This window comes from Polaromonas sp. P4_H1 (assembly GCF_056400945.1).
This window is the reverse complement of the sequence record NZ_JBFUKG010000001.1, coordinates 406,443-431,264: the sequence shown is the minus strand read 5'-3', so window position 1 is coordinate 431,264 and position 24,822 is coordinate 406,443. Positions and strand designations below refer to the sequence as shown.

Annotated in this window: 23 protein-coding genes and 1 pseudogene; 16 read left to right on the top strand and 8 right to left on the bottom strand. The window is 64.9% G+C overall.

The genetic code is table 11. The features are described from left to right. The first annotated feature begins 22 nt into the window (after positions 1–22). From AC1DS5_RS01930 to AC1DS5_RS01910, 5 genes are read left to right on the top strand one after another with little or no spacing between them, the layout of a single operon-like run. Positions 23–1,522: an aldehyde dehydrogenase family protein gene (locus AC1DS5_RS01930; protein ID WP_477716554.1), complete on the top strand. Its 1,500-nt coding sequence runs from the start codon at positions 23–25 to the stop codon at positions 1,520–1,522. 31 nt (positions 1,523–1,553) lie between these two features. Continuing rightward, positions 1,554–2,453: a 3-hydroxyisobutyrate dehydrogenase gene (gene mmsB / locus AC1DS5_RS01925; RefSeq protein ID WP_477716553.1), complete on the top strand. Its 900-nt coding sequence runs from the start codon at positions 1,554–1,556 to the stop codon at positions 2,451–2,453. Between the two features lie 60 nt (positions 2,454–2,513). Beyond that, on the top strand, positions 2,514–3,476 hold the full coding sequence (locus AC1DS5_RS01920) for a Bug family tripartite tricarboxylate transporter substrate binding protein (RefSeq protein WP_477716552.1): 963 nt from the start codon (positions 2,514–2,516) through the stop codon (positions 3,474–3,476). A gap of 4 nt (positions 3,477–3,480) precedes the next feature. After that, a complete protein-coding gene (locus AC1DS5_RS01915) occupies positions 3,481–4,230 on the top strand; it encodes a hypothetical protein (RefSeq protein WP_477716551.1) in 750 nt (249 codons plus the stop codon). Continuing rightward, on the top strand, positions 4,227–4,949 hold the full coding sequence (locus AC1DS5_RS01910; protein ID WP_477716550.1) for a GntR family transcriptional regulator: 723 nt from the start codon (positions 4,227–4,229) through the stop codon (positions 4,947–4,949). Before AC1DS5_RS01915 ends, AC1DS5_RS01910 begins: the two co-directional genes overlap by 4 nt. 203 nt (positions 4,950–5,152) lie before the next feature. On the opposite strand, the pseudogene AC1DS5_RS01905 reads toward AC1DS5_RS01910, so the two are convergent. The 3 genes and pseudogenes from AC1DS5_RS01905 to AC1DS5_RS01895 form a co-directional block, all read right to left on the bottom strand. Further along, positions 5,153–5,896, bottom strand: a pseudogene (locus tag AC1DS5_RS01905) (pirin family protein). A 45-nt stretch (positions 5,897–5,941) separates the two neighbouring features. Next, the gene (locus tag AC1DS5_RS01900) at positions 5,942–6,067 is read right to left on the bottom strand and encodes a hypothetical protein (protein ID WP_477716549.1); all 126 of its coding nucleotides are present in this window, start codon (positions 6,065–6,067) and stop codon (positions 5,942–5,944) included. A gap of 185 nt (positions 6,068–6,252) precedes the next feature. Then, a complete protein-coding gene (locus AC1DS5_RS01895) occupies positions 6,253–7,713 on the bottom strand; it encodes an efflux transporter outer membrane subunit (RefSeq protein ID WP_477716548.1) in 1,461 nt (486 codons plus the stop codon). 93 nt (positions 7,714–7,806) lie between these two features. Between AC1DS5_RS01895 and AC1DS5_RS01890 the strand changes: the two genes are divergently transcribed. The 3 genes from AC1DS5_RS01890 to AC1DS5_RS01880 all read left to right on the top strand — a co-directional run bounded on the left by AC1DS5_RS01890 (position 7,807) and on the right by AC1DS5_RS01880 (position 12,679). Beyond that, positions 7,807–8,421 (top strand): TetR/AcrR family transcriptional regulator, encoded by a 615-nt coding sequence (locus AC1DS5_RS01890; RefSeq protein ID WP_477716547.1) that lies wholly within the window; start codon positions 7,807–7,809, stop codon positions 8,419–8,421. 77 nt (positions 8,422–8,498) lie between these two features. Beyond that, positions 8,499–9,608 carry an efflux RND transporter periplasmic adaptor subunit gene (locus AC1DS5_RS01885; RefSeq protein WP_477716546.1) on the top strand — a complete coding sequence of 370 codons (1,110 nt, stop codon included), beginning with the start codon at positions 8,499–8,501 and terminating at the stop codon, positions 9,606–9,608. Further along, positions 9,605–12,679, top strand: coding sequence for an efflux RND transporter permease subunit (locus AC1DS5_RS01880; protein WP_477716545.1), 3,075 nt, complete (start codon positions 9,605–9,607; stop codon positions 12,677–12,679). The genes AC1DS5_RS01885 and AC1DS5_RS01880 overlap by 4 nt, the downstream gene beginning before the upstream one ends. Before the next feature lie 51 nt (positions 12,680–12,730). On the opposite strand, the gene AC1DS5_RS01875 is transcribed toward AC1DS5_RS01880, so the two are convergent. After that, complete coding sequence (locus tag AC1DS5_RS01875) at positions 12,731–13,588, bottom strand: pirin family protein (protein WP_477716544.1); 858 nt, start codon at positions 13,586–13,588, stop codon at positions 12,731–12,733. 73 nt (positions 13,589–13,661) lie between these two features. After that, positions 13,662–14,051, bottom strand: a complete 390-nt coding sequence (locus tag AC1DS5_RS01870; RefSeq protein WP_477716543.1) for a DoxX family protein — start codon at positions 14,049–14,051, stop codon at positions 13,662–13,664. 152 nt (positions 14,052–14,203) lie between these two features. Between AC1DS5_RS01870 and AC1DS5_RS01865 the strand changes: the two genes are divergently transcribed. Together AC1DS5_RS01865 and AC1DS5_RS01860 are read left to right on the top strand one after the other, a co-directional pair. Continuing rightward, positions 14,204–15,133 (top strand): LysR family transcriptional regulator, encoded by a 930-nt coding sequence (locus AC1DS5_RS01865; RefSeq protein ID WP_477716542.1) that lies wholly within the window; start codon positions 14,204–14,206, stop codon positions 15,131–15,133. 109 nt (positions 15,134–15,242) lie between these two features. Next, positions 15,243–16,421 (top strand): aminotransferase class V-fold PLP-dependent enzyme, encoded by a 1,179-nt coding sequence (locus tag AC1DS5_RS01860; protein WP_477716541.1) that lies wholly within the window; start codon positions 15,243–15,245, stop codon positions 16,419–16,421. A gap of 134 nt (positions 16,422–16,555) precedes the next feature. Here AC1DS5_RS01860 and AC1DS5_RS01855 read toward each other — a convergent pair whose 3' ends face one another. Further along, the gene (locus AC1DS5_RS01855; protein ID WP_477716540.1) at positions 16,556–17,452 is read right to left on the bottom strand and encodes a LysR family transcriptional regulator; all 897 of its coding nucleotides are present in this window, start codon (positions 17,450–17,452) and stop codon (positions 16,556–16,558) included. Positions 17,453–17,826: 374 nt separating this feature from the next. Here AC1DS5_RS01855 and AC1DS5_RS01850 point away from each other — a divergent pair, with 374 nt between their 5' ends. The 4 genes from AC1DS5_RS01850 to AC1DS5_RS01835 all read left to right on the top strand — a co-directional run bounded on the left by AC1DS5_RS01850 (position 17,827) and on the right by AC1DS5_RS01835 (position 20,652). After that, positions 17,827–18,600, top strand: a complete 774-nt coding sequence (locus tag AC1DS5_RS01850) for a glucose 1-dehydrogenase (RefSeq protein WP_477716539.1) — start codon at positions 17,827–17,829, stop codon at positions 18,598–18,600. Positions 18,601–18,658: 58 nt separating this feature from the next. Further along, on the top strand, positions 18,659–19,165 hold the full coding sequence (locus tag AC1DS5_RS01845) for a DUF1097 domain-containing protein (RefSeq protein WP_477716538.1): 507 nt from the start codon (positions 18,659–18,661) through the stop codon (positions 19,163–19,165). A 64-nt stretch (positions 19,166–19,229) separates the two neighbouring features. Further along, positions 19,230–20,129 carry an SDR family oxidoreductase gene (locus tag AC1DS5_RS01840; protein WP_477716537.1) on the top strand — a complete coding sequence of 300 codons (900 nt, stop codon included), beginning with the start codon at positions 19,230–19,232 and terminating at the stop codon, positions 20,127–20,129. A 163-nt stretch (positions 20,130–20,292) separates the two neighbouring features. Continuing rightward, the gene (locus AC1DS5_RS01835) at positions 20,293–20,652 is read left to right on the top strand and encodes a hypothetical protein (RefSeq protein WP_477716536.1); all 360 of its coding nucleotides are present in this window, start codon (positions 20,293–20,295) and stop codon (positions 20,650–20,652) included. 111 nt (positions 20,653–20,763) lie between these two features. Here AC1DS5_RS01835 and ycaC read toward each other — a convergent pair whose 3' ends face one another. After that, positions 20,764–21,390: an isochorismate family cysteine hydrolase YcaC gene (ycaC, locus tag AC1DS5_RS01830; protein ID WP_477716535.1), complete on the bottom strand. Its 627-nt coding sequence runs from the start codon at positions 21,388–21,390 to the stop codon at positions 20,764–20,766. Positions 21,391–21,530: 140 nt separating this feature from the next. Next, complete coding sequence (locus AC1DS5_RS01825; protein WP_477716534.1) at positions 21,531–22,412, bottom strand: pirin family protein; 882 nt, start codon at positions 22,410–22,412, stop codon at positions 21,531–21,533. 123 nt (positions 22,413–22,535) lie between these two features. Here AC1DS5_RS01825 and AC1DS5_RS01820 point away from each other — a divergent pair, with 123 nt between their 5' ends. Continuing rightward, a complete protein-coding gene (locus AC1DS5_RS01820; RefSeq protein WP_477716533.1) occupies positions 22,536–23,510 on the top strand; it encodes a LysR family transcriptional regulator in 975 nt (324 codons plus the stop codon). A 137-nt stretch (positions 23,511–23,647) separates the two neighbouring features. Next, positions 23,648–24,613 (top strand): formylglycine-generating enzyme family protein, encoded by a 966-nt coding sequence (locus AC1DS5_RS01815; protein ID WP_477716740.1) that lies wholly within the window; start codon positions 23,648–23,650, stop codon positions 24,611–24,613. Positions 24,614–24,822 lie beyond the last annotated feature (209 nt).

Genomic DNA, 24,822 nt, shown 5'->3' with positions numbered 1-24,822 from the left:
GAACAAACCCAAGGAACCCTTCATGGCATCCGACCCACTCGTCCCCGACACCGACCCCAAGCGGCTCGCGCGCGCGCTGAGCGGCTTCAACCTCATCGACGGCGAACTGGTCTCTGCACGTTCAGGCAAGACCTTCCCCGTCGTCAACCCGGCCACGGGGCTCGAAGTGGCTGCGGTGCCGTCCAGCGACGCGTCGGACATCGACGCCGCCGTTGCGGCGGCCAAACGGGCGCAGCGCGGCTGGGCTGGCATGGCCGCCAGGAAGCGTGGCACGCTGGTGGCCGAATGCTCGCGGCTGCTGGGCGCCCACGTGGAAGAGCTCGGCCGGCTGGTCGCGCTGGAGACCGGCAAGGCCTTGCGCACCGAAAGCCGCGTCGAGGCCTCCATCGTCGCCGATGCGCTGCAGTTCTATGGAGGGTTGGGGTCCGAGCTCAAGGGCGAGTCGGTGCCCTTCAGCCCCGAGATGCTGACGGTCACGACGCGCGAGCCGATCGGCGTGGTGGGCGTCATCATTCCCTGGAACGCGCCGATGATGCTGATGGCGCTGAAGATCGCGCCGGCCATTGTCGCGGGCAACTGCGTGGTGGTGAAATCCGCCGAAGAGGCGCCGCTGGCCGTGTTGCGCGTCTGCCAGATCCTTAACCAACTGCTGCCCCCGGGCGTGCTCAACATCGTGTCGGGCTTCGGCCCCGAGTGCGGCGCGCCGCTCGTGGCGCACAAGGACGTGGGCAAGGTGACCTTCACCGGTTCGGTGGAGACCGGCAGGATCGTTTACAAGGCCGCCGGCGAGAAGCTCATTCCCGTCACGCTGGAACTGGGCGGCAAGAGCCCGATGATTGTGATGGGCGACGCGGACATCGACAGGGCCGTTGCTGGCGCCGTGGCCGGCATGCGCTTCACGCGGCAGGGTCAGAGCTGCACAGCGGCCAGCCGGATCTTCGTGCATGACAGCGTGCACGACGAATTCGTCGCCAAGGTCAAGGCCAAAGTGGACGCCATGAAGATGGGCGACCCGCTGGACGAGGCCACCGACATTGGCACCATCATCTCCAAAGGCCAGCACGAGAAGGTCCTGGGCTACATCGAAGCAGGCCGGGCGTTGACCGGCGCGACCGCCGTCGAATGTTCCGCGCTGCCGCAGGACGAGGCTTTGCGCAAGGGGCTGTTCGTGCGGCCCGTGATCTTCACGGGGCTGGACAACGGCAGCAAGCTCGCCCGCGAGGAAATTTTCGGGCCGGTGACCTGCGTCATCAGGTTTTCTAGCTACGAGGAAGCGCTAGCGCAGGCCAACGACAGCGACTACGGGCTGGCGGCGACCATCTGGACGCGCGACCTGAAGACCGCGCTGGACGCCAGCCGCCGGCTCGAGGCGGGTTTCGTGCAGATCAACCAGAACATCGTCGTGCAGCCCGGGTTGTCCTACGGCGGGGTCAAGCAGTCGGGCCTGGGACGCGAAGCTTCCCTCGAAGCCATGCTCGATCACTTCACCCACAAGAAGACGGTAATTTTCAACATGCAATGAGGCGCGTGCGCGCCGAAAAGGAGACAACAAAATGGCCACCATCGCGTTTATCGGCCTGGGCAACATGGGCTTGCCCATGGCTACCCGGCTGTGCCAGGCGGGACATGAAGTCCGCTGCGTCGACCCAAACCCGGAGGCCATCAGGCGCGCCGCCGAATTGGGCATGAAGCCCCACGGCAGCGTCACTGCGGCGGTGGCTGGCGCGCAGTTCGTCGTTTCCATGCTGCCCAGCGGCAAGCATGTGCTGGACACGCTGGTCAACGCGCCGGGGGTTGAGTACGCGCCGGGCGCGGTGGTGATCGACAGCTCCACCATCGACGTGGCGTCCTGCGGCGTGTTTCATGCGGCGCTGTCGGCGCGCGGCGTCACGACGCTGGACGCGCCGGTCTCGGGCGGCGTGGGCGGCGCGGCGGCGGGCACGCTGACCTTCATGGCGGGGGGCTCGGACGCCGCGTTCGCGCAGGCCCTGCCCATTCTCCAGCTCATGGGAAAGAACATCATCCACGCCGGCGCCGCGGGCGCGGGCCAGGCCGCCAAGATCTGCAACAACATGATCACGGGCATTTCCATGGTGGCGGTATCGGAAGCGCTCAACCTCGCCAAGCGCTTGGGGCTGGATCCGCAAAAGTTCTTCGACATCGCATCCACCTCGTCCGGCCAGTGCTGGGCGCTGACGAGCTACTCGCCCGAGCCGGGCCTCGTGCCTACGTCGCCGTCCAACCGGGGCTACGAAGGCGGCTTCGCGTCGGAGCTGATGCTCAAGGACCTGCGCCTGGCGGAGCAAGCCGCGATGGCCAGCGGCTCGCCGGCGCTTCTGGGCGGCGCGGTGGCCGCGCTGTACGCGATTCACTGCAAGGCGGGCAAGGGCCGGCTGGACTTTTCCTCGATCATGCAAATGTTGAGTGAGCCGGTGCCGCACGCCGCGGCCTGAGTTTGGGTGGGCGCGACCTTTGGGGGAGCGCCGGGTCAGTCTAAAAACAGGAGACAAACCATGAAGAAATTCGCAAGAATCCTGGCCGGTGCCACGCTGGGCATCGCGCAGGCGACAGCCTGCTTCGCGCAGGGCGACACGGGCAAGCTGATCGTCGGGTACCCGGCGGGCCAGTCGGTGGACACGGTCGCCCGCGTCCTGGCCGGCAGGCTTGGGCCGGCGACGGGGCGCAACCTGATCGTGGAGAACCTGCCGGGGCAGGCGGGCAGCATCGCGCTGGCCGCCGTGGCCAAGATGCCGGCGGACGGCAGCATCCTCACGTTGTCCGCTTCGGCCGCGCTGGCCGGCAACCCTTCGCTGTACAAGAACGTCAAGTACGACCCCCTGAAGGACTTCGAACCTATCGGCATGATCTACGACGCGCCTCTGCTTTTGATGGTGAGCAGCGCCCTGCCTGTCACTTCGGTCAAGGAATTGCTGGCCTACCTCAAGGCCAATCCCGGCAAGGTCAGCTATTCATCGCCCGGCAACGGCTCGGTGTCGCACCTGGCCATGACGGAATTCATGCGCCGCACCGGCACAGAAATGACGCACGTCCCCTACCAGGGCGCGGCCAAGTCGCTGACCGACCTGGCCGGCGGGCAGGTGCAGGTCTCGTTCGACGCGATCGCCGCCGCGCAGCCCTTTCTGCAGTCGGGCAAGGTACGGGCCATTGCCATCAGTTCGCGCGACCGCGTTAGCACCATGCCCACCATTCCGACGGTGGCCGAAAGCGGCGTCGAAGGCTTCGACATGGTGCCGTGGGTTGGGCTGCTGGCGCCAGCGGGCACGCCGCAACGCACGGTGGACAAGATCAGCGAGGAGCTGGCGAAGATCGTGCAATCCGACGACTTCTCCAAGCGCATCATCCTGCTCGGCGGCAGGCCGATCACCAGCACGGCGCCGGAGTTCAAGACCTTCCTCAAAGCCGAGGTGACGCGCTGGGCGGCGGTCATCAAGAGTTCGGGCGCCAAACTGGAGTGACGACATGGTGTTGACGGGATCGGCGGAACGCGCACGCCAGACGCGGCATGCGCGCAAGCTACCAGAGGGCTTCGAGTTCTTCCGCAGCGAATGGATGGATGGGGGCAAGGACCCGGTGCTCTCGCCGACCGTGTTCCTGGTCGAGCAGCCGCCGGGCTCGGTGCTGGCGCCGCATTTCCACACGCAGAACCAGTTCCAGGTGGTTATGTCGGGCTCCGGCCGGTTGGGCGCGCATGAGGTCGCGACCGGCTCGGTCCACTACGCGGGCGCCTGCACAGGTTACGGCCCGGTGGTCGCGGGCCCACAGGGCCTGAAATACTTCACCATACGCCCTGTGTTCGAGATCGGCGCCAACTTCATCGCCGTCGCCCGGGACAAAATGCTGCGCGGACCCAAGCGCCACATGCAGGGGCCGCCCGTGCCGCAGGCAAGCGCGGCCGAGCTCGGCGCCCTCGCAGGCCCGGCGTGGTTCCATGCCATCGAGCCGCAGGCAGATGGGCTTGCCGCTTCCCTCTGCAGCCTTCCACCTGGCGGCCAAGCCGAGGCACCGGTGCCGGCTGCCAGCGGGCAGTTCCAGTTGGTGATGGCTGGCGCGATGCGACACGGAGCGGGTCAACTCCAAGTGTGGGAAAGCCGCTACCTGCAAGCAGGCGAGCCAGGCGGCATGCTCCAGGCCGGGCCCGAAGGCCTGCAGGTCCTTCTCCTGCAGGTGCCGGCCAAGGCCGCCGAATACCTGGTGCATGGGCCCGCATGACCATGGAAGGCATGCTGTATAACGCGTTCATGAATATGTCCACGCCCAAGACCGCCGCGAAACAGGAAGGCGGCCAGCCCCTAAGCGCCGAACAGGTCTGCGACCGAATCCGCGCCACCATCCTGAAGGGCGAACTCAAACCCGGCGACAAGCTGACAGAGCAAGACCTGGCTGCCCAATACAAGGTCAGCCGCACGCCGGTGCGCGAAGCGATCCGCCAGCTGGAAGTCGAACACCTGGTATCGCGGACGCGGTTTGTCGGTGTGACCGTCAAACAGCTTAAGCCGTCGGAGATCATCGAGCTGCTGGACATCCGGGAGGTGCTGGAAGGCCTGGTCGCCAGGCTGGCTGCGATACAGGCCCAACCACAGGAACTCAAGCAATTGAAAGCCACGCTCAAACAGATGGTTGCTGCGGTCAAGGCCGGCGACGTGGTGCACTACCTGGACAACGCGCTGGACTTCCGCCGCATGCTGGCCGAGTGCTGTCGCAGTGACACGCTCATCCACTACGTGATGGGCATTGAGAATCGACTGCGCCTCATGGGTAATCGCACAGCGATGATCCCTGGCCGCATGCAGGCGGCGATCGCCGAGCATGAAAAACTGTTCAAGGCCATCGAGAACCGCGACGCCGCGGCGGCCGAGCAGTTGAACCGCGAGCGCATCCAGCACATTCGCGCCGATGTCGAACGCGCGTTCTCGTTCTCGATCTTCTGAGCGCCCACGTCACCCGAGCGCCACATGCGCGCAGGGACGAACATCACGTCATCATCGATCGAGTTAATGCGCGAGGCACGGAGAACGCGATGAGGGAGCATCTACGGCGCACGCGAGCCAGAACGCTTCTACTGATCAAAGGCTAGCGCCTCCGGCCACTCGGCACGTGACGGCAACGTCCCGGCGACGTTAGGCGGATGCCCTTAATCGGTGCCGTCGCCTGCCACATGTGCCGCGGCGTGATCATCACCCACCGCCGGCCGCTCCTCGCGCCCGTCCGGGTGTTTGGCAAACCGTGCCGGGTCGCGCCCGTGCACCGGTGCGTCGTCGGGCCAGGGCCAGCCGCCGAACTGCGTGCGCTGGTAGTCCGCCATGGTCTGCGCAATCTCGGCCTGCGTGTTCATCACGAACGGGCCGTACTGCACCACCGGCTCGGCTATCGGTTTGCCCTGTAGCAACAGGAACTCGGCGACTTCGTTTTCCCCATTGAGCAGTTGCCGGCAGGTTTAGCCAGATCTGGAACAGCTCCAGCGGATTCGGCGCATCAGCGTCGAGCAGCGGAAACATCTCGGAATGCACCACACCCTTGCCCGCGGTCAGCCACTGCACATCGCCGCCGCCAAAACGCGCCGCCGCGCCCAGCGAATCCGAATGGTCAATCAGCCCCTTGCGGACGATGGTGACGGTTTCAAAGCCCCGGTGCGGATGCCCCGGAAAGCCCGGCACCGTGCTGCCGTGGTACATGCTCCAGCCGTCCTTGCGGCTGAAGTCTTGCCCGATGGCCCGCCCTGCCAGCGAAGCCTGCGGTCCCATCTGCGCGTTGGCCGCCGGGTAAGCGTCATCGTGGTAGGCGCAAAACAGAAACGGGTCGATCGTTTTTCCCACGGAAAACCGAGGGCTTTGATTTGCACGATGGGGTTGTCAGGATTGGCGAGGCGGATGGTCATGGCGGAGCTTTCAGAAAACACAGTTGAGGTTAGCGTTATCTGGTTTCAAGTGCAGGCCGCCGTGGCCACGGCGGCCTGGGGTCTTACCTTGCCGCCTTGACCGCTGTAGCTGGTCATCAGGTTGCGGTAGTCGGGGATGTGGTTGGCAAACAGGGTTCCCAGGCCTTCCACATCGTTGCGCCAGTCGCGGTGCAGCTCGCCGGCCGGCTGGCAAGGTGTGTGCGTGATGGCCGCGGTGGCCGGCGTCGCCGCGCTGGTGGTGCGGCTGTGGCCTCAAGAACCTGCCCCCTGCACGGCATAACAGGAAATGAATCGATCTCTACAGAGTTTTATGGATCAATTTCCCCAACGTTGGGCTATCTGATTGCGACCGCGTTGGATCCCTGGGGTTGCCAACCGCCGCCGAGCGCTTTGAAGGTAGCGACCGCTGCGCGTGCTGATTCCGTTTGCGCTTGCGCTCGCGCATCGGAGGCGCGTAGCAGGTTTTCGTCGGCCTGCAAGACTTCGATCAAGCTGAGTACCCCTTTCTGATACCCCGCAAACGATGCTGATCGTGCGCGGCCGAGAGAGTCCACTCCCTGGGCAAGTACAGCAGCCTGCTCCTCGCGCTTGACCAGGGCCGAAAAGGCGTTTTCTACGTCCTCAGTTGCCCGCAGTACGGCAAGCCGATATGCAGCCAACATCTCGGCCTCCTGGCCCCTGGCCTGGTCGATCTGCGCGTTGATGCGGCCAAAATCGAACAGACGCCAGCGCAGACCCAGCACGCCGGAGGCCTGACTGGCACCGCTGGTGAACAGATTGCCGCCGGCCACCGATGTCGCGCTGCCGATCAGCCCGCTCAGAGAGAGTTTGGGGTAGTACTCGGCAATAGCGACACCGATACGGGCATTCGATGCGGCAAGGCGGCGCTCAGCCACAATCAGGTCAGGGCGGCGCCTTAGCAACTCACCTGGAGAGCCTGTCGCAGTGATTTGCGGCGTCGCAGGGATGACGCCAGCATCGGCCAGTTCCATCCGATGCGTTCCAGGTGGTGAGCCCAGCATCACGTCAAGCGCGTTCATGGCCACGTCCAGACCCGCTTCAAGGACCGGCACGGACGCCCGAACCTGGGCCAGCGCACCTTCGGCCTGCCTCACTTGAAGTTCGGCCGCCAACCCCTTCCCATACAGAAGGTTGATGGTTGATAGCAATTCCTGCTGCGTCTGCACCTGCCGGCGGGCAACGTCGAGGCGGGTTTGCAGCCCACGAATGATGATGTAAGTGTCGGCGGTCTGTGCAGCCACGGCCAGCCGGGTGGCGGTTGCGCCTGCCTCCGACGCCTGGTACCCGGCAAGTGCCGCTTCCTTTCCACGACGCAAGCCTCCGAATACATCCAGTTCCCAGCTCGCGCCGAGATTGGTTTCGTAAGAACTGCCGTGGCGGTCAAAACCGGGGCTCGAGCTCAAGACTTTGCCCAGAGGCGTTTCAAGGGATTGGTAGGCTCTGGCCGCCTGGCCGCTGGCGTTGCCCGAAGGCAGCAATGCGGCATTTGCCGCCCCAAGCTCCGCGCGGGCCTGGGCGACGCGAGCGGACGCCTGCGCGAGATCGAGGTTCTGCGCCAACGCCAGCGTGACGAAGCGGGTCAGTTGCGGATCGCCGAAACCCGTCCACCATGTGACGAGATCGGCCTGGGCAGTGGCATGCCGCTGGTCTACCGCTGGTTGGCCCAGGTACCGTTGCGGCATGGGCGTATCGGGCCTGACGTAGTCGGGACCGACAGCGCAGCCGGCCGAGAGGCCGGCAACAATGAGTATGGCAAGGGTGCGTTTGGGCCGCATGGACTTCCTCCGGATCATGGCGTCAAGTAGAGTGACTATAATACAAAATGGTCACTCGTTGTTGATCTCTTGGGATGCGGGTAAGCTTCGGGCATGAACAAAGCGATTTATCCGGTTTCGGCCCGCGGCCCGGCCGACCATGACGTGCGAGATCAGATCATTACCGCGGCCACCGAGCACTTCAGCCGCTACGGTTACGAGAAAACGACCGTCTCCGATCTCGCCAAAGCCATCGGGTTTTCCAAGGCTTACATCTACAAGTTCTTTGAATCCAAGCAGGCCATTGGCGAGATGATCTGCGCGAACTGCCTGCGCGAGATTGAGACCGAGGTCAGTGCGGCTATTGCAGGGGCCGACATGCCGCCAGAGAAGCTGCGGCGGATGTTTAAAGCCATGACCGAGGCCAGCCTTCGCCTGTTTTTTCAGGACCGCAAGCTTTACGAGATTGCCGCCTCGGCCGCTACGGAGCGCTGGCAGGCGGTTCATGCCTACGAAGAACGCATCCAGAAGCTGCTTCGGGACGTCTTGCAGGAAGGCCGGAAAACCGGGGACTTCGAGCGCAAGACACCCCTGGACGAGACGGCGTTGGCCATCTATCTGGTCATGCGCCCCTACCTCAACCCTTTGCTTTTGCAGCATAGCTTTGACTACAACAAAGAGGCGCCGGCGCATTTGTCGAGCCTGGTGCTCCGCAGCCTGTCACCATGATTAAAACTGTGACTATTGACTAATTTAGTCACTAGTACCATAATGAAAGTCCAATTCACTTCGTCAGTGGGACTTTTATGCTCAGGCGTTGCCTCCCTATATCTACCGTCATCTGTGCATTGCCCTTTGTGTTGGCCGCTTGCGGCGACAAGGCGCAATCTGATCCACGTACCGAAGCGCCGCTGGTACGCGTGGCCACCATTCAGGGCTCGGTCGCTGCGTCACGCGCGTTCACCGGGACCGTAGCCGCTCGGGTACAAAGCGATCTGGGTTTTCGGGTCTCCGGCAAGGTGCTGCAACGCCTTGTGGATACGGGGCAAACCGTTAAGCGCGGGCAGCCGCTCATGCGCATCGATCCCGTCGACCTGAAGCTCGCAGCTCATGCACAGCAGGAAGCGGTCGCCGCCGCCCGAGCGCGGGCGCAGCAAACGGCGCAGGACGAAGCCCGCTACCAGGACCTGCGCGGAACCGGTGCAATCTCGGCCTCAGCCTATGACCAGGTCAAGGCGGCGGCAGATGCCGCCAAAGCCCAGCTCAACGCAACCGAGGCCCAGGCCGAAGTCGCTCGAAACGCGAGCCGCTATACGGAATTGGTGGCGGATGGCGATGGCGTCGTCATGGAAACGCTGGTTGAACCCGGCCAGGTCGTCAACGCGGGGCAGGTCGTGGTGCGTGTGGCCCATGCCGGCCACCGTGAAGCCGTCATTCAACTACCGGAAACCTTGCGCCCTGCGGTCGGTTCAACCGGGTTGGCCACGCTCTTTGGCCAGGAAGGCGTTACCGTTCCGACCAGACTCAGGCAGCTCTCGAACGCCGCGGACCGGCTGACGCGCACTTTCGAGGCGCGTTATGTGCTGGATGGAGAGCTGTCCAACGCGCCATTGGGCAGCACGGTCACCATTCAAATCCCGGATGCACATTCCGCTGCGCAAGACGGTTTTTCGGTACCCATTGGCTCCCTCTCCGACGCGGGCAAAGGGCCGGGCGTCTGGGTGATCCAGGGCGAGCCGGCAAAGGTTTCGTGGCGGCCGGTCAAGGTCCAGCGCCTGGGCGACGATAGTGCTCACATTGCAGGTCAACTCAAGCAGGGTGACCGGATAGTCGCACTCGGCACGCATCTGCTACGCGAAGGCGAGCAGATTCGCGTGGCGGGTCAAACGGCTGCAACGGCAAGCGCGCGGCCATGAGCGAAGGCCGTTTCAACCTCTCGGCGCTCGCCGTGCGCGAGCGCTCCATCACCTTGTTCCTGATCTGCCTGATTTCACTGGCCGGGCTCATTGCGTTCCTCAAACTGGGCCGCGCGGAAGACCCTTCCTTTACTGTCAAGGTGATGACGATCGTCACAGCCTGGCCCGGGGCAACCCCGCAGGAAATGCAGGACCAGGTCGCCGAGAAGATTGAAAAGCGGCTGCAGGAGTTGCGCTGGTACGACCGTACCGAGACCTATACAAGGCCGGGCCTGGCCTTCACGACCATGACCCTGCTCGACAGCACGCCGCCCGGGGAAGTGCAGGAGCAGTTCTATCAGGCCCGCAAGAAGGTCGGAGACGAAGCCGGCAACCTTCCGTCCGGCGTGATCGGGCCGATGGTCAACGATGAATATTCAGACGTCACCTTTGCCCTGTTCGCGCTCAAGGCCAAAGGTGAGCCGCAGCGCTTGCTGGTGCGCGATGCGGAGACGCTGCGCCAGCGGCTGCTGCACGTGCCGGGGGTCAAGAAGGTCAACATCGTCGGCGAGCAGTCCGAGCGCATCTATGTCGAGTTCTCGCACGAGCGCCTGGCAACGCTGGGCGTCAGCCCGCAGGAGGTGTTCGCCGGGCTCAATAGCCAGAACGCTCTGACGCCGGCCGGCTCCGTGGAGACCAAGGGGCCGCAGGTGTTCATTCGCCTGGACGGTGCTTTAGATGAGTTACAAAAAATCCGCGATACGCCGGTCGTGGCGCAAGGCCGCACTTTAAAACTGTCGGACATCGCCACAGTCAAGCGTGGCTATGAAGACCCGGCGACTTTCATGATTCGCAATGGCGGCGAACCCGCTCTGCTGCTGGGCATCATCATGCGCGACAGTTGGAATGGACTCGACCTGGGCAAGGCGCTCGATAAAGAGGTCGGTGCGATCAATGCCGATATGCCACAGGGTATGAGCCTCGCCAAGGTCACAGACCAGGCCGTCAACATCAGCTCAGCAGTCGATGAGTTCATGGTCAAGTTCTTCGTCGCGTTGCTGGTGGTTATGCTGGTGTGTTTTGTCAGCATGGGCTGGCGTGTGGGCATCGTGGTCGCCGCAGCCGTGCCGCTGACGCTGGCGGCAGTCTTCATGGTGATGCTCGCGACCGGCAAGAATTTTGACCGCATCACCTTGGGCTCCCTGATCCTGGGGCTGGGCCTGCTGGTCGACGACGCCATCATCGCCATCGAAATGATGGTGGTCAAGATGGAGGAAGGCTATAGCCGCATCGCAGCCTCCGCCTACGCCTGGAGCCACACTGCCGCGCCCATGCTTTCGGGCACGCTGGTCACGGCCGTCGGTTTCATGCCGAACGGTTTCGCCCGATCGACTGCAGGGGAATACACCAGCAACATGTTCTGGATCGTCGGCATTGCACTGATCGCGTCATGGGTGGTTGCCGTAGTCTTTACACCCTATCTTGGCGTCAAGCTACTGCCTGAGCTTAAAAAAATCGAAGGCGGCCACGACGCGCTCTACGACACGCCGCGTTACAACCGCTTCCGCCAAGTACTGGCGCGCGTCATCGCTCGCAAGTGGCTGGTCGCCGCAACAGTCGTGGGCCTTTTTGTGGTGTCCGTGTTGGGGATGGCCGTGGTCAAGAAGCAATTCTTCCCGATCTCCGACCGCCCCGAAGTGCTGGTCGAGGTGCAGATGCCGTATGGCACCTCAATCACCCAGACCAGTGCCAGCACGGCGACAGTGGAAGCCTGGTTGACCAGGCAGCCGGAAGCGAAGATCGTCACGGCCTATATCGGCCAGGGCGCGCCACGCTTTTACCTGGCAATGGGACCAGAACTGCCCGACCCCTCGTTTGCCAAGATCGTGGTCCGCACGGACAACCAGGATGAGCGCGAGGTGTTGAAAAGCCGGCTGCGCGAGGCCATCGCCGACGGCCTCGTCCCTGAGGCGCGCGTGCGTGTCACCCAGCTCGTGTTTGGTCCCTACTCGCCATATCCGGTCGCCTACCGGATCACCGGGCCAGACCCGGACAAGCTGCGGGAAATCGCGGCCGAAGTGCAGCAGGTCATGCATGCCAGTCCGATGATGCGTACCGTCAACAATGATTGGGGCACGCGCACACCCGCGCTGCACTTCACCTTGCAGCAAGACCGATTGCAGGCCGTGGGCTTGACCTCCAGCGCCGTGGCCCAACAACTGCAGTTCCTGCTGAGCGGTGTTCCATTGACTGCCGTGCGTGAGGACATTCGCACCGTGCAGGTCACAGCCCGCTCGGCCGGCACCATTCGGCTCGACCCGGCCAGGATCGCGGACTTCACACTGACCGGCGCCAACGGGCAACGCATACCGCTATCGCAGATAGGCAAAGTCGACGTGCGCGCGGAGGAGCCGATCATGCGCCGGCGTGACCGCATGCCGACGATCACCGTTCGAGGCGATATTGCCGACGGCATGCAGCCACCGGACGTGTCAGCAGCCATTAGCCAGCAGGTTCAGCCCATCATGGACAAGCTGCCGGGCGGCTACCGCATTGAGGAGGCAGGCGCCATCGAGGAATCCGGCAAGGCGATGACAGCGATGTTGCCGCTGTTCCCGATCATGCTGGCAATCACCCTGCTCATCATCATCTTTCAGACACGCTCGATCTCGGCGATGGTCATGGTCTTCCTGACCAGCCCGCTGGGGCTAATCGGTGTAGTGCCTACCTTGATTCTGTTTCGACAGCCGTTCGGCATCAATGCGCTGGTCGGGCTGATTGCGCTCTCGGGCATCCTGATGCGCAACACGCTGATATTGATCGGGCAGATCCGCCACAACGAAGAGGCGGGACTCGCCCCATTCCATGCGGTCGTCGAGGCCACCGTGCAACGTGCTCGACCGGTGGTCTTGACCGCATTGGCGGCGATCCTGGCCTTCATCCCACTGACCCATTCGGTGTTCTGGGGCGCCCTCGCTTACACGCTGATCGGTGGCACCTTCGCTGGGACGGTTCTGACGCTGGTGTTCCTGCCGGCCATGTATTCCATCTGGTTCAAGATCAGCCCGGCAACACAAGCTGATCCGCGCTGATTTGCTCTTCCTCACGATTCACTTGTATCGCGGTAATAAGCTATTGAAACATCACCGCCGGGCCAGCCGTCCCTCTTGCCGCAGACGCGTGCCGATGCGCTGGATCTCGGCCTCGCCTTGGGCCAGCGCCGCCTGGCTCGTGTGCACCGAGTAGTAGCCCATCACCAGATCATGCGGATGCTTCACGGCCGAGCCCAGAACGAACGCCGTGTCGCCGTGGGCGACGAAGTCGATGGCCTCACCGGATTCCTCGAACACCGCGAGCTCGCCCGTGCCGATCGGGCCGCCCGTGCTGTCGCCCGCATCGAGCCGGCCCGCGTTGACCGCGACCCAGCCCACCGTGTGACCGGCGGGCGGCGTGTAGCGCCAGCGCTCGCCGTCCTTCAGGCGCACAGCCAGGTAGTTCATGGCCGCCGGCGCCGGAATGGGACTTTGCGCCGCGCCGTAGCGGCCGAGCAGAACGCGGGCCGGGCCTTCCTGCGGCACCTGTTCGGGCGAGAGGTAAATGCTCTCGGCCGGCGCGTTTTCTTCCGATGCCGGCAACGCCACCCAGAGCTGGAAGCCCAGCACCGGCGAGTCGCTGACCGGCGCGCCGGTGTGCCACACGCCGTTGCCGGCGCGCATCCATTCCACGCCGCCGGCCGGGAGCACGCCCGTCTTGCCGGTTGTGTCTTCATAACCGACGTCGCCTTCGATCATGAAGGTCAGCGTCGCGATGCCCGAGTGCGGGTGCATGCCGAAGCCCTTGTGGCCGGCCGCGGGCTGGAAGCCGAACAGATCGAGGAACACGAAGGGTTTGAGGAACTCGCCCAGGTCGCCAGGGCTCACGAGCCGCGTGATCGGCCCATGGGTGCTGCCGCGCGTGCGGTAGACGATGGCGCGCGCTTTGGTGGCGACGACGGTGGTCATGGGGTGCTCCTGAAAAGAGATCGGTGAAAAGGGAAAGAAAAAGGGAAAGAAGATGTGCAGTGTGTGCAGTGCATCAACCCGCCGTAGCCAACCGGGGCACCGGCCGCTGCCGCCAGGCCACGAAGGCCGACAGCAGGCCCAGTACCAACGCAGGCACGGGGCTGCCGCCAATCAGCACGAGATGCGTCGCCACCGCGCCGACCATGGTCGCGGTCAGCAGCAGGCTCGCGAAGAAGCTGGCCGCAGGCACGAGCAGCAGCACGGCGCCCACGACTTCGACCGCACCCGTCAGGTAGCGAAACCACTGGCCGAAGCCGATCGCGTCGAACACCTGGACCATTTGCGGCACGCCGGCCAGCTTGGCGATGCCTGCCGCGCCGAAAGCCAGTGCCAGAAGAATGCGAATGCCCCAGACGATGCGGTGCTGCGCAGGAGAAACAGAAGAGGAAGAGGAAGAGGTCATGGGAAAGCGATGTCCTTGCGTGTGCCTTGCGGCGTTGAAGGGCCTTGCGGCCCCAATGCCCGGAAGTTTAGGATTGCATCAATTACATTACTAGACGGGACAATTGGATTGCACTCATCCACCAATGGAAGTAATAGAAGTAATTTCCCATCATGCTCGACCTCAATGACATTGCCATGTTTGTGCAGGTGGTGCGCTGCGGCAGTTTTGCCGAGGCGGCGCGGCGGCTGGGCCTGCCTCCCAACACCGTGAGCCGGCGCATCCAGCAGCTCGAAGCCCGGCTCGGCACGCGGCTGATGCAGCGCTCCACCCGCAAGCTCACGCTGACCAGCGCCGGCCAGGCCTTCCACGAGCGCTGCGCAGGCGCGGTCGACGGGCTGGTCGAAGCCGGCCAGGAGTTGATGACGGGCAGCCAGGAACCCAGTGGCCTGGTGCGCGTGGCGGCGATGGCTGATTTCTTCGACTTCTTCCCGATGGAATGGGTGGCTGACTTTCTGGCCGCGCATCCGCGGGTGCGGCTCGACTTCGTGCTCAGTGATGCCCAGGCCGATTTGATTGCCGAGCAGATCGACGTCGCGTTTCGCGGCGGACCGCTGCGCGACTCGGGCTACGTCGGCCGCCAGCTCCTCGGCGCCCGCAGCGACGGCATGGTGGCCAGCCCCGCCTACATCGCCGCGCGTGGTGCGCCCGGCACGCTGCAGGATTTGGCGACCCACGACTGCGTGACCTCCGCCCACCCCAGCGGCCGCACCACCTGGCGCCTGACCGGCCCCGATGGGGTGGAGGAGGAAGTGCAGGTGGCCGGCCGCTTCAGCGGCAACACCGCCCAGGCGCTGCGCAAAGCCGCCCTGGCCGGCCTCGGCATCGCGCTGCTGCCGCCCACCATGGCCAGGCTCGACATCCAGGCCGGCCTGCTCGTGCCGGTGCTGCCGCGCTACCAGCGCACGAGCCAGGGCCTGAGCGTGCTGTACCCGAGCCGGCGGCACCTGCCGTTGGCGGTGTCGGCGTTCATTGGGTTGGTGATGGAGAAGCTGAGCGCGATGGAGGCGTTGCCGGTGATGCTCCAATCTGCGCGGAGCTGACAAAGGGGGCAAGTACGGCAGCTTGTGCCAGCGGCAACCCGCACAAGCACATCATCTTGCGCGCCAGCCGGGGCACTATTGCCTGCTCACCACAGGAGCGAACCGACAGATGCAAGAACTTCAACGCGACAACGAGGCGTACTGGGAGCAGGTGCGTGCGCGCTATCCGGCGCAAGAGCCGCTGCTCAATCTGAACAACGCGGCCGTCAGCCCTCCACCACGGGCCGTCGAGCAGGCGGTGATCGAGGCCTTTCGCCTGGTCAGCCGCAACCCGGACGTCAACATGTGGACCCGGCTCGACGCGAACCTGCCTTCGGTCAAGGGCGCGCTTGCGGCCCTGGTCGATTGCGACCCTGCGGAGATCGCGCTCAACCGGAACTCGACGGAGGGACTCAGCACGGTCATCTTCGGCGTGACCATGCAGCCTGGCGACGAAGTGGTGGTCTCCGAGTGGGACTATCCGAGTGCCCTCGGCGGCTGGCAGCAGCGTGCCTCACGGGAGGGCATCCGGGTCGTGACAGTGCGCTTTGATCCGCTAGCCGATGACGACGCCATCGTGAGCGCCTACGCGTCTGCGTTGACGGCCCGAACGCGCGTGATGCAGCTGACGCACATGCTGCATTGGACCGGGCGCGTGCTTCCCGCTGAGCGTCTGTGCGAGCTGGCGCGCGAACGCGGTGTGCTGTCTTTGGTCGACGGCGCGCAGACCTTCGCGCAAATGCCCGTCAGCTTCCGTTCGCTGGGCTGCGACTTCTTCGTCACCAGCCTCCACAAGTGGCTGGGGGCTCCCGTTGGAAACGGCATGTTGATCGCGCGCCGCGACCGCATCGCATCCACCTGGCCGTTGATGGCACCGTTCGAAGACGTGCCGGATCGCATCGACAAGTTCGACCACTGGAACCTCGGGACTTACAACTCCGCCCTGCAGGCGGGGATCGCCCCTGCCATCGAGATTCACCGCGAAGTCGGTGTCCAGGCCATGCACGCCCGCTTGCGCGAGTTGACCCGCTATTGGGTGGCACTGGCTCGCGGCATCCGGGGGTTCAGGCTGCATACACCGCTCGACGATGAGCGGCTCGCCGCGGTCAGCCTGTTCTCGATTGCCGGCGCCGACATGAGGCATGTCGAGCGCGAACTACGGGACAGGCACCAGGTGCACGTGAAGTACCGCTGCGCAGGGTCGATCGAAGGCTTGCGGGTTTCGCCGCATGTCTACACCCGGAAAGCCGAGTTGCAGCGCTTCGTGGAAGCGCTGCACCGCGTGCTCGGCAGCACGGATGAAGGTTGAATTCAAAGGCGGAGCACGATGCCGCCGATGGCCTTCCTAAAGCGGCCAGAAGTGGCTGGAAGTGGCTGGAAGTGGCCGGAGGTGGCATTGACCGGCTCCTTGTGGTGGCGCGAAAGCCGGTGCAATCGTCACCGCTAGCCGGCCCGCCCCATCACATCGGCCAGCCAGTCCACAAACACCCGCACGCGCGGTGACAGCTGGCGCGAGTGCGGGTACAGCACAGACACCGGCATGGGCGCGGGCCGGAAGGCCGGCAGCACCTCCACCAGCGTGCCTTCTTTCAGCCGCGCCGCCACGTGGTAGCGCGGCACCTGGATCAGGCCCAGGTGCGCGGCGCAGCAGGCCGCATATGCGTCGGCGTCGGTCACCGCCACCGAGCCCTTGAGCTGCAGCTGGCGCTCAGCACCCTCCACGAGGAAGTCAAAGGGCAAAGGTTTGCCGGTGCGGGTCGAGAGGAAGTTGACGGCGCGGTGCCCGCGGAGCGCCTCTACCGTATCGGGCGTGCCGTGCCGGGCCAGGTACTCGCGGCTGGCGCAGGTGACCTGCTCCAGTAAGGCCACGCGGCGCCCCACCATGCTGGACTCCGTCAGCTCGCCCACGCGCAGCACGCAGTCCACGCCCTCGCGCACCAGATCCACCAGCCGGTCGCCCATGCCGATTTCGAGCTCGATGTCGGGGTAGCGCTCAAAGAATTGCCCAATGACCGGCAGCAAAAAGTGCTTGGCCAGCGTGCCGTGCAGGTCCACGCGCAGCTTGCCCCGGGGCTTGCTGCCCACGTTGACGAAAGCCGATTCGGCCTCTTCCAGATCGGTCAGGAGGCGCAGGCAGCGTTCGTAGTAAGCCGCGCCGTCCTGCGTGGGGCTCACATGGCGTGTGGTGCGGTGCAAGAGCCGCGCGCCCAGGCGCTTTTCGAGTTGCTGCACCGCATGCGTCACCGTGGCGCGCGGCAGCTGCAGGTCGTCGGCCGCCTTGGTGAAACTGCCCAGCTCCACGATGCGGGTGAAGAGCTGCATGGAATGGAACCGATCCATTGGTTAGTAGCCCCCACGGTCGTTCACTGCGTGTAACTCCCGAGGCCTTGCAGGCCGCGGCTCGCGAGACGCTTCGCCTCTGTCGCCTGTCCAAAGCTGCTCAAGCAGCTTTGGAGCCGCAGGCTCCAGCCCCTCGGGGGCCGCTGCGCCTGCGGCCCGGCAAAGCCGGTTCCGCGGCCCCTGCTTGCTTGGAGAGTTAGTTTGCTGACTCATGTCATTGTTGGCGTTAATTGAACAGTGAAGGCAATTTTACGGTATTTATCGCATCAGGATTGAATAGAACAATACCTTCACTGACTCACTAAAGCGCACAACACACCAGGCGTCTCGGGCGGTCAGAGCCAACCAATCTTTATCAATCTCAGGAGTTCCAAATGACCGCTTCAGCAAATCAGCTTACCCAAGCCAACCCAGTCACCCAAGTTGCCATCGTCACCGGCGCTTCGCGTGGCATTGGCGCCGCCATAGCCCAGCGTCTGGCCAAAGAAGGCTACGCCGTCGTCGTCAACTACGCCGGCAAGGCCGGCGAAGCCCAGGCCGTGGTGCAATCCATCACGTCCGCTGGCGGCAAAGCCGTCGCCGTGCAGGCCGACGTGTCGAGTTCCGCAGCCGTCAAAGCCCTGTTTGACGAAACCATCAAGGCCTTCGGCCGCGTCGACGTGCTCATCAACAACGCCGGCATCATGCCGCCCACCCTGCCGCAGCTGGCCGACACCGACGACGACACCTTTGACCGCCTCTTCGCGGTCAACGTCAAGGGCACCTTCAACACCCTGCGCGAAGCCGGCGCCCGCCTGCAGCAGGGCGGGCGCATCGTTAACTTCTCGACCAGCGTGATCGGCCTGGCCCTGCCCGGCTATGCGGTGTACGGCGCCACCAAGAGCGCGGTGGAAACCTTCACCAACATCATGGCCAAAGAGCTGCGCGGCAAGAACATCCGCGTCAACGCCATCGCACCCGGCCCCACGGCCACCGCCTTGTTCCTGGACGGCAAGACGCCGGAAACGATTGAGCGCATGTCGAAGATGGCGCCGCTGGAGCGCCTGGGTACGCCTGATGACATTGCCAGCGCCGTTGCCTTTCTTGTCAGCGAGAACGCAGGCTGGATCAATGGGCAGACGCTCCGCGCCAACGGCGGCGTCGTTTGAAGCAAGCCGCAGCTTTTCACTGCGCTACCTGCCCGCCGACATTTCACGGAGTTCCTCAATGACATCTGCCAATACCTCTGCCGTACGTCGCGCCTCCCCCGCGCTGTTCCTCATGCTCACCATCGCCGCCGCCGTCACGGCCGCGCTGGCAGCCAGCCTCAGCGCCAGCTTCGCCTTGCCCGTCTGGGCCATGTTCATCGGCTGGGTGGCCTTCTTCACGCGAGGTCTCACCGCGCGTGACGCTGCGGTCAACGCTACCTGCGTGCTGCTGGGCCTGGGCTTTGGCATCGCCGCCGCGCTGGCCCTGAAGGCGCTTGCGCCTTCGCTGGGCGCCTTGGCGCTGCCGCTGGTGGTGTTTGCCGTCGCCGTCGTCGTGGTGTCGCTGCGCGCGCTGCCGGTGCTCAGCAACGTCGTCAGTTATTTCCTCGGCCTGATCGCCTTCTTCGCCTCGCACCTGCCGCCCACGCTGGCTTCGTTCGCCGAACTGGCCGGCGCCGTGCTGCTGGGCTCGGTCGCGGCCTGGACGGCGCACGCCGCCCAGCACCGAATTTCCCGCAGCGCCTGATTCCCCTTACTTCAATTCCTTTTCAACAACCTTTGTTCAAACCATTTTCAGAAAGACACCCATCATGAAATCCGTCATCCTCGTCACCGGCGCCTCCACCGGCATTGGCCACCTCACCTCCCGCGCCCTGGCCCAGGCCGGCCACACCGTGTACGCGAGCATGCGCGACACCGAAGGCCGCAATGCTCCCAAGGTGCGCGAGCTGCGCGACTGGAGTTTTGCCAGCGGCCTGGACCTGCGCGCCGTCGAACTCGATGTGCTGTCGCAGGCCTCGGCAGACGCCGCCGTGGTCCACATCCTGGCCGAACAGGGCCGCCTCGACGTCGTCGTGCACAACGCCGGCCACCTGGTGGTTGGCCCCACCGAGGCCTTCACGCCGGAAGAAATCATCAAGGTCATGGACACCAACTTCCTCGGCAGCCAGCGCGTCAACCGCGCCGTGTTGCCGGGCATGCGGCAGAAGGAAGCCGGCCTCGTCCTGTGGGTCAGCAGCACCACGGTGCGCGGCGGCTTCCCGCCCTTCCTCGGCCCTTATGCGGCCGCCAAGGCCGCGATGGATTCGATGGCGGTCACCATGTCCTACGAGCTGGCCCGCTTCGGCATCGAAACCTCCATCGTCGTACCCGGCGCCTTCACCCGCGGCACGGCGCACTTCCCCAACGCCGGCAAACCCGCCGACCAGGCCACCGCTGGCGCCTATGCGCGGTACGACGGCGTGATGGACCAGGTGGGCGCGCGGCTGTCAGCGCTGACGCCCGACCACGCCGACCCGCAAGCCGTGGCCGACGAGATCGCCCGCATCGTGGGCCTGCCGCACGGCACCCGGCCCTTCCGCGCAATGATCGATTTCATTGACGACGGCGCCGGCGCCGTGACCGAGGTGGCGGAACGCGTGCGCGAAGAGTTTGCGCACCGCATCGGCATCGCCGACATGCTCAAGCCCACCGTGCGCCAGGTGGCCTGAGCCTCTGCGGCTTAGGGAGCCCTTCATAGAAAGCGTGGCAGGCGCCTTGCTGCCGTTCTCCCAGAGCTTGTCGAGAGGTCGGATCGCACGACCAGGCTTCGACAAGCTCAGCCCGAACGGTACGGCGCCAAGAACCTCATCTTCAACCCAGACCACCCTCACCATGCAACTCCTCACCGTTTTCACCCTCGGCCGGGTCTTGCTGGCCCTGGCTTTCGTCGGGCCCGGCGCGGCCCACCTCATCGATTCACTGCGGCAACGCAACCATGTCCAGGCCGCCATTGGCGCCGTCGAGGTCTCGGCCGGCCTGGCCTTGATGTTCGGATGGCAGGTCCGCTGGCTGGCGCTGGCGGCAGCGCTCTTCCTGGTGGTGGACGCCTTCCTGGCCCACGCCTTCTGGCGCGCCATCCCGCAGGACCAGCGCAACCAGCTGCTGCACTTCTTCAAGAACCTGGCCCTGGCCGGTGCCTTCATCATGCTGGGCAGCGCAGCTTCTTCGGCCCAGCTCGCGAGTCTCAAATAGAAACAGGCAAACCGGCTGCTGGGCAAATGGACCCGCCGTCCTCCGCGGCCCCTGAAAAGTGCTGCTTGCGCTCGTCAGGAAGGCCCGCAGCAGGCCCGGTGGTGGTGGGTATTACTTCGATGCCTTGACCGCGCTGTAGCTGGTCATCAGGTTGCGGTAGTCGGGAATGTGGTTGGCAAACAGGGTGCCCAGGCCTTCCACGTCGTTGCGCCAGTCGCGGTGCAGCTCGCAGGCCAGGCCAAACCAGGTCATCAGCTGTGCGCCCGCTTCCGACATTCGGTTCCAGGCCGAGTGGCGGGTGATCTCATTGAAGGTGCCCGACGCATCGGTCACCACGAACACCTCAAAGCCCTCGGCCAGTGCCGACAGTGCGGGGAAGGCCACGCAGACTTCGGTCACCACGCCGGCAATGATGAGCTGCTTGCGCCCGGTCGCCTTGACGGCCTTGACGAAGTCCTCGTTGTCCCAGGCATTGATCTGGCCCGGCCGCGGAATGAAGGCCGCATCGGGCAGCGTCTGCTTCAGCTCGGGCACGAGCGGGCCGTTGGGGCCGTCCTCAAAGCTGGTGGTCAGCACGGTGGGCAGCTTGAAGTACTTGGCGATGTCGGCCACAGCCAGCACGTTGTTCTTGAACTTGTCCGGCTCGATGTCGCGCACCAGCGACAACAGGCCGGCCTGGTGATCGACCAGCAACACGGCGGCCTGGCTTTTGTCGAGGCGACGGTATGGATTTGACATGGCTATTCTCCTGAAGTGATAAACAAGGGTTGATTGACAAGGTGACAAAGCCCGGCTGGGCGATGGGCGAGATGCCCGGGGAAACCCGCCCGCAGGCGGGGCAGAGTGACCCGGCCCCTCGCAGGGCCGGGTCCGCTTGCTCAGTGCGCCGTCTGGCTGATCCGCCCGAAGCGGCCGGCGTTGAAGTCGTTGATGGCGGTGGCGATTTCGGCCTGCGTGTTCATCACGAAGGGGCCATGGCCCACGATGGGCTCGTTGATCGGCTCGCCGCTCAGCACCAGCAGCGTGGCGTCGCTGTTCGCCTCCAGGCTCAAGCCATCGCCCTCGCGCTCCAGCAGCGCCATCTGCGCTTCACGCACCACCTCGCCGTTGACCAGCACCGTGCCGTGCAGCACCACGATGGCGGCCGTGTGGCCTGGCGGCAGGGTCAGTGCGGCCTCTTTGCCCTGGCCCAGCCGCACATCCCAGACATTGATGGGCGTGAAGGTCTGGGCGGGTCCCGGCGCGCCTTCGTAACTCCCGGCGATGACGCGCACGCTGCCCGCCGCATCAGGCAAGGCTACCGACGGGATCTGCGCATCCACGATGCCCTGGTAGCGCGGCGCGGCCATCTTGTCTTTGGCGGGCAGGTTCACCCACAGCTGCACCATCTCCAGCGTGCCGCCCTGCTGCGTGAACGCGGGCGAATGAAACTCCTCGTGCAGGATGCCCGAGGCTGCCGTCATCCACTGCACGTCACCCGGGCCGATCACACCGCCGCTGCCGCTGGAGTCCTGGTGCGCGACTTCGCCCTTGTAGACGATGGTCACGGTCTCAAACCCCCGGTGCGGGTGCGTGCCCACACCGCGCCGCTCACCGGGTGTGCCGGCCGGCTTGAACTCCGCCGGACCGGCGTAGTCGAGCAGCAAAAACGGGCTCACATGCTGGCCCAGCGTGTCGTAGCTGAAGAGCGAGCGCACCGGAAAACCGTTTCCCACCCAGTGGGGGCGGGGGCTGCTGTAAATACCCAGAACCTTCTTCATGACCTGCTCCTTGAAAAGTGACCGCAGAAAAAAACTGCCATGAACGAAAGATATTCCCGGAACGATGAATCCGGTAGTTGGCTAAATTTGCCATCAGCGTTCTATTTGAGGAACAATGACGGCATGCAGGACCTCAACGATCTTTATTACTTTGTGCAGGTGGTCGAGCACCAGGGCTTTGCGCCCGCAGGCCGCGCGCTCAATAGCCCGAAGTCCAAGCTGAGCCGGCGCGTCGCTCTGCTGGAAGAGCGCCTGGGCGTGCGCCTGATCCAGCGCTCGACCCGTCGCTTTGCCGTCACCGAGATCGGCCAGGAGTACTACCGGCATTGCCTGGCCATGCTGGTCGAGGCCAACGCGGCGCAGGAGGTGATCGACCGGGTCAGTTCCGAGCCGCAGGGCACCGTGCGCATGAGCTGCCCCACGGCCCTGCTCGACTACCAGCTCGGTGACGTCCTGGCGCGCTTCATGGCCGCCTGCCCGCGCGTGCAGGTGCAGCTGGAGAGCACCAACCGGCGCGTCGACGTGATCGGTGAGGGTTTTGACATCGCCATTCGCGTGCGCTTTCCGCCGCTCGAAGACACCGACCTCGTCATGCGCGTGCTGGGCGACAGCACACAGCGCCTGGTGGCCAGCCCCGGGCTGCTCCAGGCCAGGGGCCTGGTCGCGCCACTGCTGCCGGCCGATCTGGCCAGCCTGCCCAGCCTCGACGAAGGCCCGCCGCACCGCGAGCACGCCTGGCACCTGGTGGGCCCCAACGGCGCCAGCGCGGTGGTGCACCACACGCCGCGCCTCATCAGCGACGACCGGCTGGCCTTGCGCCTGGCCGCGCTGCAAGGCGTCGGCGTGCTGCAGCTGCCGACGATGATGGTGCGGCAAGACCTGGCGCAGGGGCTGCTGGTCGACCTGCTGCCCCATTGGCGGCCGCGGGCGGGCATTGTGCATGCAGTGTTTCCGTCGCGCCGCGGCCTGCTGCCGGCAGTGCGCGAGCTGATCGATTTCCTGGCCCTTGAATTTGCCAAGCTCGCCTTGGCTGAGCGCGGTGATGAGCCGGCGCTGGCTGCAGCGCGGGTGAATGCACCGACCCAAGCCGCGCCATGAAGGATTGCGCCCATCACCCTGGGTTAGAGTGGTCCACGTTGCTCCGCTGAGCGTATTCCACCCACACCATGCGCACCTACGCTTCGGTTTTTTTACTGACCACCGGTTTTCTCCTGTCGGCCTGCTCCTCGCAACGCATGCCGCCCACGCCGCCGGGGCCGCCCGCTCCGCGCGTCATCGAAAATTCACTGGGCATGAAGTTTGTGCTGGTGCCGGCCGGTGAATTCCTGATGGGCAGCGACGAGTCGCCCGACGCCCTGGCGCGCGACTATCCGGCTTACCAGCGCAAGCGCCTGACAGACCTTGCCGACGAAGCGCCCGTGCACCGGGTGCGCATCACGCGGCCTTTTTACTTGGGCCAGCATGAGGTCACGGTGGGCCAGTTCCGTCGATTCATCGAGGCCTCGGGCTACACGCCCGAATCCATCGCCGACGGCACCGGCGGCTATGGCTACAACCCCGCCTACGACCCCGCCACATCAGCACGCGGCGATGCCTTTGAGGGGCGCGACCCGAAGTACTCGTGGCGCAACCCCGGCTTCGCACAGGGCGATGCGCATCCGGTTCTCAACGTGACCTGGAACGACGCCGTGGCCATGAGCAAGTGGCTGAGCAAGCACGAAGGCACCCGCTACCGCCTGCCCACAGAAGCCGAATGGGAGTACGCCTGCCGCGCCGGTTCGCCCACGCGCTACTTCGGCGGCAACGATCCGCAGTCGCTGCTGCAATGGGCCAATACCTTTGATGCCGATGCCGCCAAAAACTGGCCGGCCTGGCAGGCGTATGCGCTGCAAGGCCACGACGGCCATGCCTTCACCGCCCCGGTTGGCAGTTTCAAACCCAATGCGCTGGGGCTGTACGACATGCTGGGCAACGCCTGGGAATGGACGGCTGACTGGCACGATGACGCCTATTACGCCAAGTCACCCCTGAACGACCCGCCCGGCCCCGACGCGGGAAGCGTGCGTGTGCGCCGTGGCGGCTCCTGGCACACCTGGTCGCTGTACGCCCGCTGCAGCTACCGCAACTGGAACTCACCGCAGACCCGCTACACCCTGGTGGGCATGCGTTTGCTGCGCGAGGCAGATGACGCCGGGCAGTGAGGTGTTGGGTGCCGAACGAACAGGGGCCGGCCTGGCTCAGACCGGTAAACGCGCAACCGGTCCGAACTCCGCTGGCGCGCGGAATGTTGCGTAAGCTGGAGGGTGGCGGGCGGAGTACGGGGTATGAGTTGGCCGAAAACTGAGGCCCCGGCAAAGAGAAGTCGCCAGGTTCCCTTGAGCTCGACCTGTCCTGAGCTTGTCGAAGGCCG